General features: G+C 54.0%; 16 protein-coding genes. All 16 read left to right on the top strand.

Features of this window, described 5'->3' with window-relative positions; genetic code table 11:
* Window positions 1–4 precede the first annotated feature (4 nt).
* The 16 genes from rpoC to rpsQ all read left to right on the top strand — a co-directional run bounded on the left by rpoC (window position 5) and on the right by rpsQ (window position 15,713).
* Window positions 5–4,360, top strand: coding sequence for a DNA-directed RNA polymerase subunit beta' (rpoC, locus tag K3T82_RS10920; protein ID WP_220193498.1), 4,356 nt, complete (start codon window positions 5–7; stop codon window positions 4,358–4,360).
* Between the two features lie 172 nt (window positions 4,361–4,532).
* A complete protein-coding gene (gene rpsL, locus K3T82_RS10915; RefSeq protein WP_007908613.1) occupies window positions 4,533–4,982 on the top strand; it encodes a 30S ribosomal protein S12 in 450 nt (149 codons plus the stop codon).
* A gap of 574 nt (window positions 4,983–5,556) precedes the next feature.
* Window positions 5,557–6,027 carry a 30S ribosomal protein S7 gene (gene rpsG / locus K3T82_RS10910; RefSeq protein WP_220193497.1) on the top strand — a complete coding sequence of 157 codons (471 nt, stop codon included), beginning with the start codon at window positions 5,557–5,559 and terminating at the stop codon, window positions 6,025–6,027.
* A gap of 11 nt (window positions 6,028–6,038) precedes the next feature.
* Window positions 6,039–8,114, top strand: a complete 2,076-nt coding sequence (gene fusA / locus K3T82_RS10905) for an elongation factor G (protein WP_220193496.1) — start codon at window positions 6,039–6,041, stop codon at window positions 8,112–8,114.
* 381 nt (window positions 8,115–8,495) lie between these two features.
* A complete protein-coding gene (gene tuf, locus K3T82_RS10900; protein WP_220193495.1) occupies window positions 8,496–9,701 on the top strand; it encodes an elongation factor Tu in 1,206 nt (401 codons plus the stop codon).
* A 73-nt stretch (window positions 9,702–9,774) separates the two neighbouring features.
* Window positions 9,775–10,092, top strand: a complete 318-nt coding sequence (gene rpsJ / locus K3T82_RS10895; RefSeq protein ID WP_220193494.1) for a 30S ribosomal protein S10 — start codon at window positions 9,775–9,777, stop codon at window positions 10,090–10,092.
* Window positions 10,093–10,326: 234 nt separating this feature from the next.
* A complete protein-coding gene (gene rplC / locus K3T82_RS10890; protein WP_268886626.1) occupies window positions 10,327–11,112 on the top strand; it encodes a 50S ribosomal protein L3 in 786 nt (261 codons plus the stop codon).
* 5 nt (window positions 11,113–11,117) lie between these two features.
* Complete coding sequence (gene rplD, locus K3T82_RS10885) at window positions 11,118–11,822, top strand: 50S ribosomal protein L4 (RefSeq protein WP_220193493.1); 705 nt, start codon at window positions 11,118–11,120, stop codon at window positions 11,820–11,822.
* Between the two features lie 17 nt (window positions 11,823–11,839).
* Entirely contained in the window at window positions 11,840–12,136 is a 297-nt protein-coding gene (gene rplW, locus K3T82_RS10880) for a 50S ribosomal protein L23 (RefSeq protein ID WP_220193492.1), read from the top strand.
* 12 nt (window positions 12,137–12,148) lie between these two features.
* The gene (gene rplB, locus K3T82_RS10875) at window positions 12,149–12,985 is read left to right on the top strand and encodes a 50S ribosomal protein L2 (RefSeq protein ID WP_220193491.1); all 837 of its coding nucleotides are present in this window, start codon (window positions 12,149–12,151) and stop codon (window positions 12,983–12,985) included.
* Between the two features lie 3 nt (window positions 12,986–12,988).
* Window positions 12,989–13,276, top strand: coding sequence for a 30S ribosomal protein S19 (gene rpsS, locus K3T82_RS10870; protein WP_007908588.1), 288 nt, complete (start codon window positions 12,989–12,991; stop codon window positions 13,274–13,276).
* A 2-nt stretch (window positions 13,277–13,278) separates the two neighbouring features.
* The gene (gene rplV, locus K3T82_RS10865; RefSeq protein WP_220193490.1) at window positions 13,279–13,629 is read left to right on the top strand and encodes a 50S ribosomal protein L22; all 351 of its coding nucleotides are present in this window, start codon (window positions 13,279–13,281) and stop codon (window positions 13,627–13,629) included.
* A gap of 14 nt (window positions 13,630–13,643) precedes the next feature.
* Entirely contained in the window at window positions 13,644–14,696 is a 1,053-nt protein-coding gene (gene rpsC / locus K3T82_RS49860) for a 30S ribosomal protein S3 (RefSeq protein WP_220193489.1), read from the top strand.
* 15 nt (window positions 14,697–14,711) lie between these two features.
* Window positions 14,712–15,143: a 50S ribosomal protein L16 gene (rplP, locus tag K3T82_RS10855; protein WP_220193488.1), complete on the top strand. Its 432-nt coding sequence runs from the start codon at window positions 14,712–14,714 to the stop codon at window positions 15,141–15,143.
* Window positions 15,130–15,339: a 50S ribosomal protein L29 gene (gene rpmC / locus K3T82_RS10850; RefSeq protein WP_220193487.1), complete on the top strand. Its 210-nt coding sequence runs from the start codon at window positions 15,130–15,132 to the stop codon at window positions 15,337–15,339. Before rplP ends, rpmC begins: the two co-directional genes overlap by 14 nt.
* A 2-nt stretch (window positions 15,340–15,341) precedes the next feature.
* Window positions 15,342–15,713, top strand: coding sequence for a 30S ribosomal protein S17 (rpsQ, locus tag K3T82_RS10845; protein WP_220193486.1), 372 nt, complete (start codon window positions 15,342–15,344; stop codon window positions 15,711–15,713).
* Window positions 15,714–15,716: the final 3 nt, after the last annotated feature.

The following is a 15,716-nucleotide window of genomic DNA, read 5'->3' as shown; positions in this document are numbered from 1 at the left end:
TAGCATGCTCGAAGTCAATGATTTTAACGCTATCCGTATTAGCCTTGCCAGCCCCGAGCAGATTCGTAGCTGGAGCTATGGTGAGGTAACGAAACCGGAAACTATTAACTACCGTACACTCAAACCGGAGAAAGATGGCCTCTTCTGCGAGCGCATTTTTGGCCCAACCAAGGACTGGGAGTGCTACTGTGGTAAATATAAAAGAGTTCGCTTCAAAGGCATCGTGTGCGACAAGTGTGGCGTTGAAGTAGCGCGCTCAAAGGTTCGCCGCGAGCGTATGGGGCACATCGAACTGGCCTCACCCGTCAGCCATATCTGGTACTTCAAGGGCACACCGAGCCGCATTGGTCTGCTCCTTGACCTCTCGCCACGTAACCTTGAGCGTATCCTCTACTTTGCTTTGTATGTCGTTACCAATATCGATGAAGAGACTCGCCAGCGCGAACTGATGCGTATTGACGAGGATCTTCAGAAGCTAGATCAAGATCTGGACAGCCAGGTTATTGAGCGTATTAATAGCCTGAAGTCGCAGCGCGACTCTGCTATCCGCGATACTGATCAGCAGTTCTCCGCAGCTGACCGAAAGAGCATTGAGGAGAAGCGTGAGCAGGATCTAGAGAATGCCCGCCAGGCGGAGAGCGAGGCACTGGCTCAGTTGCGCGAACTGATGAATCAGGAGACTGATTACGATATCATCTTCATGCCAACGGATACGGTCCTGGTTAAGACTGGAGATGTCGTTTCTCCTAAGCATCTGGATATACTGGATCGTATCGCAGAGACCGCTCGCAACGGTATTGCTGAGCAGGCTCGCCGCGAGATTGAGGCCGCTCAGACCGAGAGCAAGCGTGAGGCTGACCGCCTTGGCATCGAGTTCCAGAGTCAGATTGACAACGCACAGTTAACTCTGGAGCGCGAGCGTGCTGAAGCTCGTACCCGCCTTGATACGCAGCGCCGAGATCTGGAAGGTCTTAAGAAGATGGATCTTCTCCAGGAGAATCGCTATCGCGAACTGAAGGATGCCTTTGGCGATGTCTTCCAGGCTGGAATGGGTGCGGAAGCTGTTCGAGAGCTCATCTCTGCTCTGCAGCTTGAGAAGCTTTCCAATGATCTGCGTCATGAGATCAACTCAACCGTTGGCCAGCGTCGTAAGAAAGCGACCAAGCGCCTGAAGGTTGTCGAAGCTTTCCGTAAGTCGATGACTTCGCCCGAGTGGATGATCTTGACTGTACTGCCAGTCTTGCCACCTGACTTGCGCCCGATGGTGCAGCTAGATGGTGGTCGCTTTGCCACTTCGGACCTGAATGACCTGTATCGTCGCGTAATCAACCGCAACAATCGCCTCAAGCGCCTGCTGGAACTGGGGGCTCCCGAGATCATTATTCGTAACGAGAAGCGTATGTTGCAGGAAGCTTGCGATGCGCTGATTGATAATGGTCGCCGTGGTCGCGCCGTCGCAGGTTCTGGTAACCATAAGCTGAAGAGCCTTTCTGACATGCTTAAAGGTAAGCAGGGCCGCTTCCGTCAGAACCTCCTTGGTAAGCGCGTTGACTATTCTGGTCGCTCGGTTATCGTGGTTGGCCCTGAGCTGAAGCTGCATCAGTGTGGTCTTCCTAAGCGTATGGCTCTGGAGCTCTTTAAGCCGTTTGTCATGCGTAAGCTTGTGGAACAGAACTTTGCCCACAACATCAAGAGTGCCAAACGCTTCGTAGAGCGTGTCAAGCCCGAGGTTTGGGATGTGTTGGAAGAGGTTATTAAGAATCATCCAGTTCTGCTCAACCGCGCGCCAACCCTGCACCGTCTGGGTATTCAGGCGTTTGAAGCCGTACTGGTCGAAGGTAGCGCAATCCAGTTGCATCCGCTCGTCTGTTCTGCCTTTAACGCGGACTTCGATGGTGACCAGATGGCTGTCCACGTCCCATTGTCTGATAAGGCTCAGGACGAGGCACGACGCTTTATGATGTCGACCCGCAACCTGCTTTCACCTGCGCATGGTGAGCCCTCGATTGGTGCCAGCCAGGATATGGTGCTTGGTTGCTTCTACCTGACACAGGACCGCCCCGCGAAGAAGGGTGAGGGACGTCGGTTCACCGATGTCAATGAGGCTCTACTTGCGTATTCGCAGGGGATCATCGAGCTACAGGCACGCATTAAAGTGCGTATTGGCGATGTGGAAGTTTATGACGAGCCACCTCCTGCCAAGCCAAGCATTGCTAATGCAAACGGTAAGCTGGTTGAGACCACTGTAGGACGTCTCATCTTTAACGAGGCGTTGCCAGAGCGCTTGCGCTACCGCAACTACGCGATGAAGAAAGAGAACCTGCGCCAGGTAATCGCCGACTGCTTTAAGTACTATGGCCGCATTAAAACGACTGAATTGGCGGACGAAGTGAAGCGCCTTGGCTTCTCTTACGCTACCAAGGCTGGCGCGACTGTGGCTATTAGTGATGTCAAGGTTCCAAGTGGTAAGCTGGAAGAGTTGGCGAAAGCCGATGTCAAGATTGCTGAATTGGAAGAGCAGTATCGTGACGGTCTTATCACCGAGAACGAGAAATATCAGCAGACGATTGAAACCTGGAATGAAGCGACTGACAAGGTCACCAAGATGGTTGAGCAGACACTCGACCCCTATGGCTCGATCTACACCATCGCTAAATCAGGCGCGACCAAGGCGAAGTTCCAGCAGATCCGTCAGCTTTCAGGTATGCGCGGACTCATGGCAAGCCCATCTGGTAGGATTATCCCGGTGCCTATCCGTGGTAACTTCCGCGAAGGCCTGAGTGTTCTGGAGTACTTTATCAGTAGTCACGGCGCTCGTAAGGGTCTGGCTGACACTGCTCTGCGTACTGCTGAGTCGGGCTACTTGACTCGCCGCTTGATTGACGTGGCGCAGGATGTAATCGTGACTGAGGAGGATTGTGGCACCACTGAGGGTATCCTCATTACGCAAGAGGATTCGAAAGAGATGGGCCTCGATAACCTCGGTACTCGCCTGCTGGGTCGTGTCCTGGTTGAAACCATTCCTGGTCTTGAGCATATTGAGCCCGGTGATGAGTTGACTGAGGAGGCGGTTGAGGAAATCGTCAATGCTGGTGTCAAAGTCGTCCGCGTGCGTTCGGTTCTGAACTGTCTGGCGCGTAAAGGCATTTGTCGTAAGTGTTATGGTCGCGACCTGGCGGCCAACGCTCTGGCGAATATCGGTGCAGCCGTTGGTATCATCGCTGCTCAGTCGATTGGTGAGCCTGGAACACAGCTTACTATGCGTACCTTCCACACTGGAGGTATCGCTGGCGCGCAAGGTGACATCACTCTTGGTCTGCCTCGCGTTGAAGAGCTGTTCGAAGCGCGTGTGCCAAAGGACAAGGCGGAGATTAGCGAGATCGATGGTGTTGTTGAGATCATCAAAGATGAAGCAACAAACCAGCGTACAGTACGTGTCGTTTCTAGCAACATCTTCTTTGATGAGTATGCTATGCCACCTAAGACCCAGATCCTGGTTAATGATCAGGACCAGGTCGTTAAGGATCAGGTCATTGCATTAATGCCTGCCGAGAAAGGTGGCGAGCCTGTGCCAGTAATGGCCCGAACTGAAGGGTCTATCAATATCGGTGCTAAAGGCCTCGTTTCGATCCGCTTTGAGGAGCGTGAAGAGCGCTCTTACACAGTTCCAGCGGCGCGTAGTATCGCCGTTGAGAACGGGCAGAAGATTCAGGCTGGAACGCCCATTACCTCTGGTCAGCGCGATCCCCAAGATGTTCTGCGTATCCAGGGCCGTGAGGCGGTACAATTGTACCTGGTCAAAGAGGTACAGCGTGTGTATCGTAACACAGGCGTGTACAATAATGATAAGCACATCGAAGTCATCGTACGTCAGATGCTACGCCGTATCAAGGTAGAGGATTCCGGCGATACTGAGATGCTGCCAAACGATCTGGTTGATCGTTTCGTCTATGACGAGACCAACGCTCGCGTTCTGGCTGAAGGCGGAGAGCCAGCCACCGCGCAGACAGTTCTGCTCGGTGTCACTAAAGCTTCGCTGAACACGGATAGCTTCCTGGCGGCGGCCTCCTTCCAGGAGACCACAAGGGTGCTAACTGAAGCTGCGATCGAAGCTCAGACCGATCACCTGGTCGGATTGAAAGAAAATGTCATCATTGGTAAGCTCATACCGGCGGGTTCTGGCATTGCCCAGCGCCGCAAAGAGCAACTCGCCCGCCAGCAAGCAGCCGCGGCTGCGCGCCTCGCGGCACAGACTCCAGTGGTTGCGGGAGTCGTCGCGGGCAGCGCAAGTGAGAGCCTTGGAGTAGACAGTTTAAGCGGTACTCTCGGGCTGACACTTGACAGCGGGGACAATGAATGATATTATATGCAACCGCGTATATGTGAAAGAAAGTCGCGGGTAGCAGCCATGCTATCCGCGCTTACTCCTTATTCAAAAACCTGAGTGCGCGGGCGCTAGAAGCGTCATCGGCGCAGGTTTTTCATGTAAGGTATTACAATCTCTCTTAAGTAGGGACAGGGAGGATCTTTCCTTGCCGACAATCAATCAATTGATCCGGAAGGGCCGCAAGCAAAAACAGAAAAAGGTTAAGGCCCCAGCGCTGCTGTACTCATACAACGCGCTGAAGAATAAAACATCGCGCCTACGCGGGTCCCCACAGAAACGTGGAGTCTGCACGCAGGTGCGTACGATGACCCCAAAGAAGCCGAATTCGGCAATGCGTAAGATTGCTCGTGTTCGCCTTTCAAACCAGATGGAAGTTACCGCATATATTCCTGGTGAGGGGCACAACTTGCAGGAGCACTCCGTCGTTCTCATTCGCGGCGGTCGTGTGAAAGACCTGCCGAGTGTGCGTTATCATATTGTTCGTGGTACCCTGGACAGCGATGGTGTCTCAAAGCGTCGCCAGGGTCGCTCGAAGTATGGAGCGAAGCGTCCGAAGCCTGGACAGGCTGCGGCACCAGCCAAAGGCAAGCGCTAAGCTGCCCGGTTGCGTTAGTATTACCCGCAAGCCGCGGCTTGATGGGAATGCCAGGGTAAGCTGGAGTAGTCATCAAGTCCGCGCCAATGACCTGCTTTTCATGGTAGGTTAGCTATCACGGTCACCGTGGCTGAAACATGGTGATAGTCGGGTGTCCTCCTGATCATAGTGTGCTCGATGATAGGATATATCGAGATGACTATGGTTCTCATACGTCTCCCTGATTGGAGCGAGTGGGGAATAAGGAAAGGCGCCCGCGTGTAGGCGTCAGAGAGAGATTAAGGCGGAAAGCAAGAATTAGCCTTAATCGTTTGGCTCGACGCCTTTTCTGGTGTCTGTAAACTTGCCCTCGCTGATGCGGAGCGAGGCGCTCTTGTGAGGCACAAGCATATCTTGCACTGGACGCGCGAGCGTCGGTTTTATGGTTTGAAGAGGACAAAATAGCATTCAGAGATCTACGAAGCAGCGACAATAGGGAAAATGGGCCAGAGGGATGCGCTGATTTCTCCTACTAGCCGAAGATATTCTAGGGTATGTTTGCTTCGCGTCTGAATGGCTGAAAGGGAGGCAGAAATTGCCAAGACGTAAGAGAGTAGTGCGACGGCCTGATGTGCCGGATGCAAAATTCAAAAGCCGTAACGTGGCTCGCTTCATCAACAAAATGATGGTTGATGGTAAGCGGAGCCTGGCTGAGCGTATTCTCTACGATGCGCTGGACGCCATTGAAGCTAAGCAGAAGCGCCCTTCCATTGAGGTGTTTGAACAGGCATTGAAAAATGCCACACCCAGTATCGAGGTAAAGCCCCGCCGTGTTGGTGGCTCAACCTACCAGGTGCCTGTGGAAGTCCGCAGAGACCGTGGTGGTGCGCTGGCAATGCGCTGGCTCATTCGTGCTGCACGCTCAAGAAACGGCAGAACAATGTCGGAGAAGCTGGCCAATGAGTTGATGGACGCTGCGGCGGGTCAAGGTTCCACCATTAAAAAACGTGAGGAGACCCACAAGATGGCGGAGTCCAATAGGGCCTTCGCTCATTATCGCTGGTAAATAATAACATCATGGCTAGAGAATTCCCACTCGAAAAAACACGCAATATCGGTATCATCGCTCACATTGACGCTGGTAAGACAACCACCACTGAGCGCATCCTTTACTACACCGGGCGTATTCACCGCATCGGTGAGGTACATGAGGGTGGCGCGACTATGGACTGGATGCCGCAGGAGCAGGAGCGTGGTATCACGATTACATCAGCAGCCACGACATGTTCCTGGAATGGTCACCATGTCAATATTATTGACACCCCAGGCCACGTCGATTTCACGGCTGAGGTCGAGCGCAACCTGCGCGTTCTCGACGGCGGCGTTGTTGTGTTTGACGCCGTTGCTGGTGTCGAGCCACAGTCAGAGACTGTCTGGCGTCAGGCAAATAAATATAACGTTCCTCGTATCTGTTATGTCAATAAGATGGATCGCACTGGTGCGGATTTCTGGCGCACGGTTGATATGATCAGAGAGCGCTTGAGCGCGGTGCCTGTGCCGATTCAGATTCCCCTGGGGCGTGAGAGCGATTTCAAGGGTTTCATCGATCTGATTGAGATGAAGGCTGTGACCTTCACTGATGAAAAGGGCGCGTCTCCTATCATCAACGAGATTCCAGATGAGCTGAAGGACGAGGCACAACAACATCGCGATACAATGGTTGAGCGTGTTGCGGAGACCGATGAAGAATTGACCCTGAAGTATCTTGAGGGCGAAGCGATTTCTGCTGAGGAGATTCGCGCCGCGCTGCGTAAGGCCACCATCACTAACGCGCTGGTGCCAGTGCTCTGCGGTAGCTCCTACAAGAACAAGGGCGTCCAGGCTATGCTTGATGCCGTCATCTACTACCTGCCTTCGCCTATTGATATCGCGCTACCCACTGGCATCAATCCTGACACGGAGCAGGAAGAGACCCGCGAAGTTGATGATAATGCACCTTTGAGTGCCCTGGTCTTTAAGATCGTCTCCGATCCCTTCGTTGGTCGCCTTTCTTATGTTCGCATCTACTCTGGCACCTTGAAGAAGGGTGCATCTGTAGAGAATAGCACGAAGGGTAAGACTGAGCGCGTTGGTCGCCTTCTGCGTATGCATGCTAACCACCGCGAAGATATCGACGAGATTCGAGCAGGAGACATTTGTGCCGCCGTTGGATTGCGCAACACCTTTACCGGTGATACGCTTTCAGATGCGTCCAAGCCGATTGTCCTGGAAAAAATCCAGTTCCCTGTGCCGGTTATCGAGATCGCGATTGAGCCGAAAACTCGCGCCGATCAGGAAAAGATGGGCGTAGCGCTTGGAAAGCTGGCCGAAGAAGATCCAACCTTCCATGTTCACACTGATCAAGAATCTGGTCAGACGATCATCGCAGGTATGGGTGAGTTACACCTGGAAGTCGTTCAGGATCGCCTCTTCCGCGAGTTTAAAGTCGAGGCGAACGTTGGTCGCCCGCAGGTGGCTTATCGTGAGACCATCACCAAGACGGCACAGGCGCAAGGTCGCCATGTCCGCCAGACTGGTGGTAGTGGTCAGTATGGTGATGTCTGGCTGCGTGTTGAGCCAAACGAGCGTGGTAAAGGCAATGATTTCGTTAACGAGGTCGTTGGTGGTACCGTGCCGAGGGAATACGTCAAACCAACCGAGCAAGGCGTAAGAGAGGCGTTGGATAACGGCATTATCGCTGGGTTCCCGGTGATTGACGTGAAAGTCGCTCTCTATGATGGTTCATATCACGATGTTGACTCCAGTGAGGCAGCCTTTAAAATAGCTGGCTCGATTGGCGTCAAAGAAGCGGTTCGCAAAGCTGGGCCCGTCCTGCTGGAGCCAGTTATGACTGTGGAAGTCACAACTCCTGAGGATTTCTATGGCGATGTGATTGGTGACCTTAACCGCCGCCGTGGTACTATCCTTGGTATGGAAACACGTGGTGACTATCATGTGGTGAAGGGACATGTCCCCCTGTCTGAAATGTTCGGCTACGTGAATGAGCTGCGTTCGATGACGAGCGGACGTGCGAGCTACTCGATGGAGTTGTCTCACTACGATCCTGTTCCTAAGAACATCGCTGAAGAGATTATCGCGAAGTCAAGCCGCTAAATCTCAAGCCTGATTCGTAGCAATGCAAAGGTAATCGTATCCGCCGCTTGTGGTGTTGGATCGCTGCAAGCGGCGGACGAGTGCTGAAAAATAGGTTGGCGGGGATGGTCGAAGCGGTGGAATCTGTGCCACTTGCAAGTATATACTGATGGTATGTGAACAAGTGGAACTCGATGAGCCCCCAAACCTTCCTACATACTTGTCAGAGAGTGCCATAAGAGAGTACAATCTCCTTTGCGTGTTTTGGCTCAAGACTAAGAGGAACCTGCCCGATGCCGAACTCAGGGACAGGCCAACCGGGTCAGGACGCAACCCTCTAACAGGACGAATGCTTCTACGGTAAGGTAGAAGACAAAAAGAAGTTTAAAAGGATTAAACATAATGGCTAAACAGAAGTTTGAGCGTACAAAGCCCCACGTTAATGTGGGTACCATTGGACACATCGACCATGGCAAGACGACCCTGACCGCGGCCATCACCAAGACCCTGGCCTCTGCTCAGCTTGCCAAATACACGGCCTTCGACCAGATCGACAAGGCCCCCGAAGAGCGCGAGCGCGGTATCACCATCTCGATTGCTCACCTGGAGTACCAGACCGAGAAGCGCCACTACGCTCACGTGGACTGCCCTGGTCACGCCGACTACATCAAGAATATGATCACCGGTGCCGCTCAGATGGACGGCGCCATCCTGGTGGTCAGCGCTCCTGACGGTCCCATGCCTCAGACGCGCGAGCACGTCCTGCTGGCACAGCAGGTTGAGGTTCCGGCGATGGTCGTCTTCCTCAACAAGTGCGACATGATGGAAGATGAGGAGCTCCTTGAGCTCGTCGAGCTGGAAGTCCGTGAGTTGCTCTCACGCTATCAGTTCCCTGGCGACGATGTGCCTGTCATCCGTGGCTCGGCCCTCAAGGCGCTGGAGAGCAAAGGCGATCTGACCCGCAACGATCCGGATGCCAAGTGCATCTGGGACCTGATGGACCAGGTGGACGAGTACATCCCAACGCCCCCACGCGCGACGGACAAGCCGTTCCTGATGCCAGTAGAAGATGTCTTCGGCATTAAGGGTCGCGGTACCGTGGCGACGGGTCGTATCGAGCGTGGTGTCGTGAAGGTCGGTGAGAACATAGAGATCATCGGCATGAAAGAGGACATCCGCACGGTGGTGGTGACCGGTGTTGAGATGTTCCAGAAGACGCTGGACGAGGGCCAGGCGGGAGACAACGTCGGCTGCTTGCTGCGTGGTGTTGAGCGCACGGACATCGAGCGTGGTCAGGTCCTGGCGAAGCCAGGCTCGATCAAGCCGCACAAGAACTTCCTGGCGCAGGTGTATGTGCTCTCGAAGGAAGAGGGTGGTCGTCACACGCCATTCTTCAACGGGTATCGTCCTCAGTTCTATGTCCGCACAACGGACGTGACGGGATCGATCAAGTTGCCGGAGGGAGTGGAGATGGTGATGCCAGGTGATAACATTGAGATGACGGTCGAGCTGATCCAACCGGTCGCGATGGAAGAGGGCGTGAAGTTCGCCATTCGCGAAGGTGGTCGCACCGTCGGTGCTGGCATCTGCACGAAGGTTCTTGCATAAAGGTAAGGTAAACCCATAAGGAGAGGCTGGAAACAGCCTCTCTGATTGTTGGGAACCTTTCAGGAGAAAAAACATGGCTACGGGATCAAAGCAGCGCATTCGCATTCGCCTGAAGGCGTTTGACCACCGCATTCTCGATCAATCGGCAATGCAAATCGTGGATACCGCTCAGCGCACGGGTGCTCGCGTTTCAGGGCCGGTGCCGCTGCCCACGAAGATTGATAAGTACACGGTTATGCGCTCGACCTTTATCGACAAGGACGCGCGCGACCAGTTCGAGATTCGTACGCATAAGCGTCTGATTGATATTGTCGATCATACGAACAAGACTGTCGAAGCCCTGACTCATTTGAATCTGCCCGCAGGCGTAGACATTGAGATCAAGCTCTAGCTCGCGGTGTGAGAGACGTGCCCAAGACCATATTTGAGGGCATGTCAAAACCACTGTGTAAGCAGTGAGGAAGGCCAAAGAGGAGCAGTAAAGCGTTGTTGCAGGGATGGGAACCATTTTGTGTGTCTTATTTGGACATGGAGGGTGGATAAGAGCGTTAATGCTCGATCTCTAAACGAGAGGCGACGAAGAACTGACCATTTGGGCTCCTGCAGTATGAAGAGGTAAAAAAGTATGCTAGATGCATTGTTGGGCAGGAAAATCGGCATGACCCAGGTCTTTGGACCGAACGGCACCGTCATTCCGGTCACCGTCATTGAGGTCGGCCCCTGCATCGTAACCCAGGTAAAGACCGTTTCCAAAGATGGGTATGAGGCGGTGCAGATTGGTTTCGAAGAAACCACCCTTAAACATACAACTCGCCCGGAATTGGGACATCTCGGTCATAGCCTGCCCTTGTTGAAGGCTCAGCGCAAGAAGTTGCAAACTGTCGATCAGCAGGCGAAAAAAGAAGACGAGACCGAAGAGAAACAGAGCAAGCAAGTACGCAAGTTGCTCCAGATCAGAGAGAACCGCCAGCGCCGCCCGGGTCCAGAGCTTGGCCCCTTCAAGGTGCTACGCGAGGTTGGATTGCAGGAAGGCACAGATACAGGAAGCGTGGAGCTGGGAACCAGCTTTGATGCGAGCCTGTTTACCGATGGTGAGACCGTTGACATCGTGGGAACCTCAAAAGGTAAGGGTTTCCAGGGTGGTGTCAAGCGCCACAATTTCCGTGGCGGCCCACGCACACACGGTCAGTCGGACCGCTTGCGCGCTCCTGGCTCCATTGGTTCCGGTACGACTCCAGGTCGCGTCCTGAAGGGCACGCGCATGGCTGGTCGTATGGGAAATGCCCGCGTAACGGCAAAGAAACTGCAAATCGTTCAGTCTGATCCTGAGCGTAATCTGCTGGTGGTAAAGGGTTCGGTGCCTGGTGCCAATGGCAGCTTGCTCACGATTAAGAAGCTTGTGATGAGGTAACCGAAATGCCCTCGACTACAGTGTATAACATGGCCGGAGAGGCCTTAGAGCAGCTCGAACTGAGCGAGCAGGTGTTCGGAGTTACTCCCAACATGGCGGTTTTGCACCAGGTCGTCACAGCACAACTGGTCAACCGCCGTCAAGGTACAGCTTCAACCAAGACTCGCAGTGAAGTGTCGGGTGGTAATAAAAAACCTTATAGGCAGAAGGGTACAGGTCGCGCCCGCCAGGGTAGCACACGCGCACCACAGTTCCGTGGCGGCGGTACAGTATTTGGTCCTAAGCCACATCCGTACCATCACGATGTACCTAAGAAGATGCGTCGCCTGGCGATTCGCTCGGTGCTTTCCGATAAGGTAGCCAACCAGAGCTTGATCGTTATGGATGAATTGCAACTTGAGGCTCCTCGCACCAAAGAAATGCTGGAAATGCTGAAAAACTTGCCAGCAGGCGAGGGGAAAAAGGTCCTGATGATGTTGCCTGTGCGTGATGAGAACGTTGTACTATCTGCACGCAACATTCCTACGGCGAAAGTGCAGCATGTCTCCTCGATCAATGTTGTTGAGCTGCTGAAGCACGATTATGTCGTCATGCCGCGCAAGACGGTTCGCTGGATCGAACTGGTCTTTGGCGAAGGCCTGAGCGCGGAAGATGCCACTCTCAAGATTGCCGACGAAGCTACCGTAGCGGAAACAAGTAGCGAAGCGTAGGCGAGGAGGAACACACTGTGGAAGTCACAGAGATACTACGCCGAGGTATTCTCACTGAGAAAACGGTGAGGCTGCAAGAGCAGAATCAGTATACCTTCGAAGTGGCGAAGAAAGCGACGAAAGTTGACATACGTCGTGCGGTCGAAACGGTTTTCAATGTTCAGGTGAAGCATGTCAATGTGATGCGTATGCCTGGCAAGCCGCGCTTCATCCGTCGACGAGGTGCCGCCCCTCGACCAGTAGCGGCCCGCGAATGGAAGAAGGCGATTGTCACTTTGAAAGAAGGACAGACAATCGACGCTATGAAGGCGTAAGGGATAGAAGAGATGCCAATCAGACAGTATCGACCAACGTCTCCCGGGCGTCGTGGCATGTCCGTCTCGACATTCGAGGAGATCACCAAAACACGACCAGAGAAGTCTCTGACCGTTTCGCTTAAGAAACATTCTGGTCGTAACAATCAGGGTAAAATTACCACGCGTCACCGTGGTGGTGGTGCCAAGCGCGCCTATCGTATCATCGATTTCAAGCGCAATAAGTTTGGTGTACCAGCCAGGGTTGCGGCAATTGAATATGATCCAAATCGCTCAGCCAATATTGCTCTTCTGCATTATCTTGATGGCGAAAAGCGCTATATCATCGCACCTTTGGGCCTGAAGGTCGGAGACCGTGTAGAGGCGGGTCCTGAAGCGGATATCAGGGTTGGTAATGCCCTGCCATTGAAGAACATTCCAACAGGTACCACTATTCATAATGTGGAACTGGAGCGTGGGCGCGGCGGCCAGCTTGCCCGTGGCGCAGGCGTTGGTATTCAGCTTATGGCGAAAGAGGGCGACTATGCTCTGTTGCGCCTTCCTTCTGGCGAGCAGCGCAATGTGCATATCCTGTGTATTGCAACGATTGGTCAGGTCGGAAACGCGGATCACGAGAACGTCAATATCGGTAAAGCTGGTCGTGCGCGCCATATGGGGCGCCGCCCAACCGTCCGTGGATCGGTAATGAACCCGCGCGATCATCCTCATGGTGGTGGTGAGGGCCGAGCACCTATTGGTGGTCAGCCACAGACGCCCTGGGGCAAGCCTGCGATGGGCTACAAAACGCGTAGGAATAAGAGGACCAATCGCTTCATTGTGCGTCGCCGCAATGCGGGCAGGAGGAAGTAAGGAATGTCGCGCTCAAGGAAAAAGGGACCGTATATACACGAGTCGCTCAGGAAAAAGGTACTGGTCATGCGTAAGAGCGGCGACCGCCGCCTGATCAAAACCTGGTCGCGTGCCTCGATGATCTTCCCTGAAATGGTAGGGATGACTATTGGCGTACATAATGGCAAGACCCATGTACCTATCTATATTACTGAGAACATGGTAGGTCATAAACTTGGTGAGTTCGCCCCCACTCGACACTATCGTGGTCATGCGGGCGGTAAAAATGAGAAGACCACGTCGGTGAGGTAGAGATGCAAGTCAGAGCTATTGCAAAGGACATCGGAATTCCGCCGCGTAAGATGCGTCTGGTCACAAACGCGGTGAAAGGGCTTCGCGTAAATGAGGCTCTGGCTATTCTTCAGTTTCTGCCCAATGCGGGTGCCACTCCTGTTCGTAAGGTAGTGGCGTCTGCTGCGGCAAACGCGGAGAATAACTACAATCTCAATCCCGATGATCTGTATATTCTTAACATTGTCGCGGATGACTCTTTCCGCATTAAGCGTGTGAAGCCACGATCGCATGGTCGTGCAGCTCGTATATTGCGACGTTTCTGTCATGTAACAGTGGTCGTCTCCGACGATCCGTCTGACGCGGGACGTTAAAAAGGAGGACACTTTTGGGACACAAGGTAAACCCAATCGGGTTCCGGCTCGGCGTCTTAAAAGGCTGGGATTCATGGCAGTCACGCTGGTACGCTGAGCAGAACTACAAAGACATCCTGGCGGAGGATATCCAGATCCGCCGTTTGATCACTAAAGAGCTTTCCAGCTCGGCTGGGGCACGAGTAGATGCGGCGATCTCTAAAATTGAGATCGAGCGCGCTGCTCCCAAGCAAGTGCTGGTAAAGGTCAACACCGCGAAGCCTGGTATTGTTATCGGCAAAAGTGGTGAGAAAGTGGAACGCCTCAAGACGGCTCTTGAGGCCAAGACACAAAAGCGCGTGCGCATTGAGATCATTGAGATCCGCCAGCCTGAGCTGGATGCGTACTTGGTGGCACGCAGTATTGCCGATCAATTGGAGAAGCGTGTCTCCTTCCGCCGCGCCATGAAGCAAGCCGTTCAGAAGTCGATGCGCGCGAATGCGAAAGGCATCAAGATCATTGTTGGTGGCCGCCTGGGTGGCGCAGAAATTGCCCGCTCAGAGAAAGAGGTTGAGGGCAAGGTCCCTCTGCATACTCTGCGTGCCGATATTGACTATGGTCTGGCCGAGGCGCGTACCACCTTCGGCGTCATTGGCGTGAAAGTGTGGATTTATCGCGGGGATATCTTGCCGAGCAGACGCCGTGAAGGCCTCGAGGCGGAGCCATTTGCACCTACCACCCCGCGTGAACAGGGCGACCGTCGTCCAGATCGCCGCAGAGGCGAGGGCGGCCCACGTGGTCAGCGTCCATCAGGAGACCGAACACGTGGTGGTGAGCGTCCCCCGCGCGGCCCACGCCCGCAGGGAGAGCGCGGACCCCGTCCACAGGGTGATCGCCCACAAGGTGATCGACCGCAGCGCCAGCGCCCACCACGCGCACAAGGCGAGCGCGGACCCCGTCCACAGGGTGAGCGTCAGCAGCCAGCGATTGAAGAGACGAAGCAGCAAGCGCAGGCTCCGACTCAGACTAACGCTCCTGCTGAGAATAAGCCCCAGACCGGTTCTACTGAGGCCACTCAGAGCGAGTAAGAGGAGAGCGAAGCCATGCTTTTGGCACCATCAAGAACAAAGTATCGTCGCCAGCATCGCGGGCGCATGAGGGGCGAAGCGACACGCGGAGCTACCATTGCCTTCGGTGATTTTGGCCTTCAGGCGCTTGAGCCGTGTTGGATGGAAGCGCGTCAGATCGAGTCCGCTCGTATCGCGATGACCCGCTACATGAAGCGCGGTGGTAAGGTCTGGATCCGTGTCTTCCCTGATAAACCTGTCACTGCCAAACCTGCCGAAACCCGCATGGGTAGCGGTAAAGGTGCGGTTGATCACTGGGTTGCTGTGGTTAAACCCGGTCGCATCATCTTCGAGATCGGTGGCGTCAGCGAAGAGATCGCGAAAGAAGCAATTCGCCTTGCTATTCATAAGCTGCCTGTCAAGTGCCGCTTTATCACTAAAAAGGAGGCGGAGAGTGTCGAAGCTTAATGAACGTCGCAAGCAAATTAGCGAGATGACCGAGGGTGAGGCGCAGAAAGAGATTCAGGAACTTCGTAAGAAGCTCTTTAACCTCCGCTTCCAGCAGCAGCGCGGCGAGGTGAAGGACAACCGCGTCTTCGCGCAGACCAAGAAGGATATTGCGCGTCTGCTGCACCGCCTGACGTTGTTGGAAGGTGAAAAATAATCATGACAGAGCAAGTTGCCACCACTAGCTCGACCACGGCACGTCGTGTCCAGAAGGTCGGCTATGTCATCAGCAATAAAGCGGACAAGACCATTGTTGTGTCGGTCGAGTCCCTGAAGAAGCATCGTATCTATAAACGAGCCTACAAGCAGACGAAGCACTTCCATGCTCATGATGAGAATAATACTTGCCAGATTGGCGACCTCGTTCGTATCGAGGAGACTAGCCCTATAAGCAAGCTCAAACGCTGGCGCCTGGTAGAGATTGTCAAGAGCAGTAGTGGTATCGTCCCGGTTGAAGAAGTTCTGGCTGAGGTTGACCCCAACCTGACGCAGAGCGAGACATCCGCGGAAGCTGAAGAGTCGGCTGAGTAGAGT

The organism is Ktedonospora formicarum, from assembly GCF_016587355.1.
GTDB lineage: Bacteria > Chloroflexota > Ktedonobacteria > Ktedonobacterales > Ktedonobacteraceae > Ktedonobacter > Ktedonobacter formicarum.
This window is presented reverse-complemented; position numbering and strand designations above follow the sequence as displayed.

Coding starts and splice junctions, on each gene's coding strand:
- rpoC (WP_220193498.1), top strand. CDS start 5: ATGCTCGAAGTCAATGATTTTAACGCTATCCGTATTAGCCTTGCCAGC.
- fusA (WP_220193496.1), top strand. CDS start 6,039: ATGGCTAGAGAATTCCCACTCGAAAAAACACGCAATATCGGTATCATC.
- tuf (WP_220193495.1), top strand. CDS start 8,496: ATGGCTAAACAGAAGTTTGAGCGTACAAAGCCCCACGTTAATGTGGGT.
- rpsJ (WP_220193494.1), top strand. CDS start 9,775: ATGGCTACGGGATCAAAGCAGCGCATTCGCATTCGCCTGAAGGCGTTT.
- rplC (WP_268886626.1), top strand. CDS start 10,327: ATGCTAGATGCATTGTTGGGCAGGAAAATCGGCATGACCCAGGTCTTT.
- rplD (WP_220193493.1), top strand. CDS start 11,118: ATGCCCTCGACTACAGTGTATAACATGGCCGGAGAGGCCTTAGAGCAG.
- rplB (WP_220193491.1), top strand. CDS start 12,149: ATGCCAATCAGACAGTATCGACCAACGTCTCCCGGGCGTCGTGGCATG.
- rpsS (WP_007908588.1), top strand. CDS start 12,989: ATGTCGCGCTCAAGGAAAAAGGGACCGTATATACACGAGTCGCTCAGG.
- rplV (WP_220193490.1), top strand. CDS start 13,279: ATGCAAGTCAGAGCTATTGCAAAGGACATCGGAATTCCGCCGCGTAAG.
- rplP (WP_220193488.1), top strand. CDS start 14,712: ATGCTTTTGGCACCATCAAGAACAAAGTATCGTCGCCAGCATCGCGGG.
- rpsQ (WP_220193486.1), top strand. CDS start 15,342: ATGACAGAGCAAGTTGCCACCACTAGCTCGACCACGGCACGTCGTGTC.